The organism is Streptomyces sp. NPDC026672 (assembly GCF_040638185.1).
In the GTDB taxonomy this organism is placed as follows: Bacteria; Actinomycetota; Actinomycetes; order Streptomycetales; family Streptomycetaceae; genus Streptomyces.
Genome location: NZ_JBEZXS010000099.1, coordinates 1 through 2,569, shown reverse-complemented (window position 1 = coordinate 2,569; position 2,569 = coordinate 1). Strand labels below are relative to the sequence as shown.

4 protein-coding genes are annotated in these 2,569 nt (G+C 74.1%); all 4 read left to right on the top strand.

Annotation, left to right across the window (positions count from 1 at the left end; genetic code table 11):
• Window positions 1-131: 131 nt before the first annotated feature.
• The 4 genes from AB0F77_RS42890 (at window position 132) to AB0F77_RS42875 (ending at window position 2,478) form a co-directional block, all read left to right on the top strand.
• Window positions 132-551, top strand: coding sequence for a hypothetical protein (locus AB0F77_RS42890; protein WP_361960205.1), 420 nt, complete (start codon window positions 132-134; stop codon window positions 549-551).
• Between the two features lie 81 nt (window positions 552-632).
• On the top strand, window positions 633-1,232 hold the full coding sequence (locus AB0F77_RS42885; RefSeq protein ID WP_361960202.1) for a histidine phosphatase family protein: 600 nt from the start codon (window positions 633-635) through the stop codon (window positions 1,230-1,232).
• Between the two features lie 100 nt (window positions 1,233-1,332).
• Entirely contained in the window at window positions 1,333-1,962 is a 630-nt protein-coding gene (locus AB0F77_RS42880) for a hypothetical protein (RefSeq protein ID WP_361960199.1), read from the top strand.
• A gap of 93 nt (window positions 1,963-2,055) precedes the next feature.
• On the top strand, window positions 2,056-2,478 hold the full coding sequence (locus tag AB0F77_RS42875) for a thioesterase family protein (protein WP_358077785.1): 423 nt from the start codon (window positions 2,056-2,058) through the stop codon (window positions 2,476-2,478).
• The last annotated feature ends 91 nt before the right edge of the window (window positions 2,479-2,569 follow it).

Sequence of the window (2,569 nt, the reverse complement as noted above, 5' to 3'; positions counted from 1 at the left end):
CCTCGTACTGGATGTACTCGGGCGTTCCGACAACGCAGCGAGTGTGCGTGCCAGGCGTCGCGGGCCAGGCGGGACTTTCGAAACACGCCCTAGGCCCACGCATCGGTCCCGAGAACCAGGGAGTCCACATCATGCGCGACGACGACGGGCGACTCGAACCTCCCCCTCCTCCCGTGCCTCCGGTGAACAACGGCGTCGTGATCAGCGGCGGCACGCAGTACGTGGGCAACCAGGCCGTCGGCCACCGCGCCCAGGCGTTCTCGGGCTCGGTGTCCTTCCAGCACCAGGATCCGGCGCAGGCCGAACGGACGGCCGAACTCCTGTCGCGCGTCGAGCAGTTGGTGGCGGAGCACCGCTCGGCGCTGGCCGACCCGGACGCCACGGACCGGGAGCTGCGGCGGCTGCGCGAGGAACTCGACGAGGCGGAGCCGCAGCCCACCGTCCTGGGCCGGGCGCTGGAGCGGCTGACGGCGTTCGTCCAGCCGGTGGCCCCGCTGGTGGTGGCCGTCGGAGAGCTCACCCAGTCGGTGCGGGGTGCCCTGGGGCAGTGACCGCCGGATGGCCCAGTCCGTCCTGCGCGGCGCCGGGCGCGTGTGCCACGGTGCTGGCAGGCGAGCGGGAAGGGCGCGGACGTGGCTGACCTCTTTCTCGTCCGGCACGGTGAGACCGAATGGTCGCGGTCCGGGCGGCACACCAGCTGGAGCGACGTCCCGCTCACCGAGCACGGGCGGGACGAGGCGCGGCGGCTGGTGCCGCTGATCCGCTCGCACCGGATCGGCGCCGCCTTCGTCAGCCCGATGCAGCGGGCCCTGGAGACGGCCCGGCTCATCGGGGTGGACGGCTGCCGCGTCGACACCGATCTGCGGGAGTGGGACTACGGGGGTTACGAAGGGGTCACCACCACCGAGATCCAGCGCTCGCGGCCCGGCTGGTTCCTGTTCACGGACGGGGTCGCGCCGGGGCCGCCGGAGCATCCCGGGGAGACGCCCGAGCAGGTCGGGGAGCGCGCCGACCGGGTGCTGGCCAAGGTGGACGCGGCGATGGCCAACACGGAGGGCATCGTCCTGCTCGTCGCGCACGGCCACTTCCTGCGCGTCGTGACCGCCCGCCGCCTGGGCCTGCCCCCGTCCCAGGGGGCGCTGTTCCAACTGGCGACCGGCACGGTGTGCCGCCTCGGCACGGAACACCTCCGCCCGGTGATCGCCGGCTGGAACATCCGCCCGACCCCGTGACGGCTCCCTCCGGCGTGGGGCCCCGCCCGGGGGACGGCGTCGCGTTGTCGGAGGGGAGCCGTACCCTTCGAAGGACGTCGGTCGTGGGGAGGTGGGCACCGTGGTACGTCCCGTGGCCGCCGGTCAGCGGCGGATCATCGAGGCCGCCGATCCCGTCACCGGGCGGCTGCGGGGTACGCCGGCGCAGCTCGCGGCGCTGGTGGGGCGGGGGCTCGCCTTCCGGCACCCGCGCCCGCCGCACGACCACTTCCTGACCCCGGCGGGGCACCGTGTACGGGAGTCGGCGCAGCCGGAGCCGCCGCCCGCCGGACCCCTGGAGGCGGCGGCCGGGGTCTTCGCGGCCCGGGTCGGCGGCGGTCCGGAGGCGGGGCCGGCCGGCGCGGACCGGGCGCGGGAGGTGCACAGTGCCTGGCAGGGACTGCTGGAGCTGCGCCGGATGACCAACGCGGACGGCTCCACGGCCCGGCCGTGCGGCTGGGAGCGCGCGCATCTCGTACAGGCGGCGGCGCTCGCGCTGGAGGCCGCGGGGCACCACCCCGCCGGGGCGGAGGACGACGGCTACCGGGTGCGGGCGACGGCCCAGCCGGAGGCGGTCGCGGTGTACGCGCAGGACGGCGGGGCGCTGCGGGCGTGCGCGGCGACGCTGGAGGGCGCGGGCTGGCAGGCCGGGGAGTACACGGAGCCCCGCACGAGGCGGCGGCATCTGCTGGCCTCGCCGCGACGAACATGAGCGGGGCATGCCAAGATCGGGTCGGCACGCCGTCCACCCGGTGACGTCCACCGGATACCGTCGTCGAGTTGCCGTCCACGAGAAGGGGAAGCCGTGAGCGAGCCGTTTTCCGTCCGGGTCACCGTGCGCGGGTACGAGACCGATGTGCAGGGCCACCTGAACCAGGCGGTGTACCTCAACTACGCGGAGCACGCCCGCTGGTCGCTGCTCCAGGCGGGCGGCGTGAGCCAGTCCCTGCTGATCGGCTCGGGCGTGGGCCCGGTCGCGCTGGAGACGACGATCCGCTACCGGCGCGAACTGCTGGCGGGCGACGAGGTCGACGTGAGCTGTGTGTTCGAGTGGGGCGAGGGCAAGACGTTCCGCATCCGCCAGGAGGTCCGCAAGGCGGACGGCACGCTGTCCGCCGAGGTCCTCGGGGTCGGCGGTGTCCTGGACCTGAAGGAACGCCGCCTGGTCCCCGACCCCCGCGAGGTCTTCGAACGACTCGCCACGGACCCGGCCGTGTTCGGCCTCTAGGTGTATTGACCTGAAGCGTTGTTCACACGGCTGATGGGTGGGTGGCCTGCGAGTGCGGTGTGGCAGCGGTGGTGGTTGTAGGTGTGCAGGA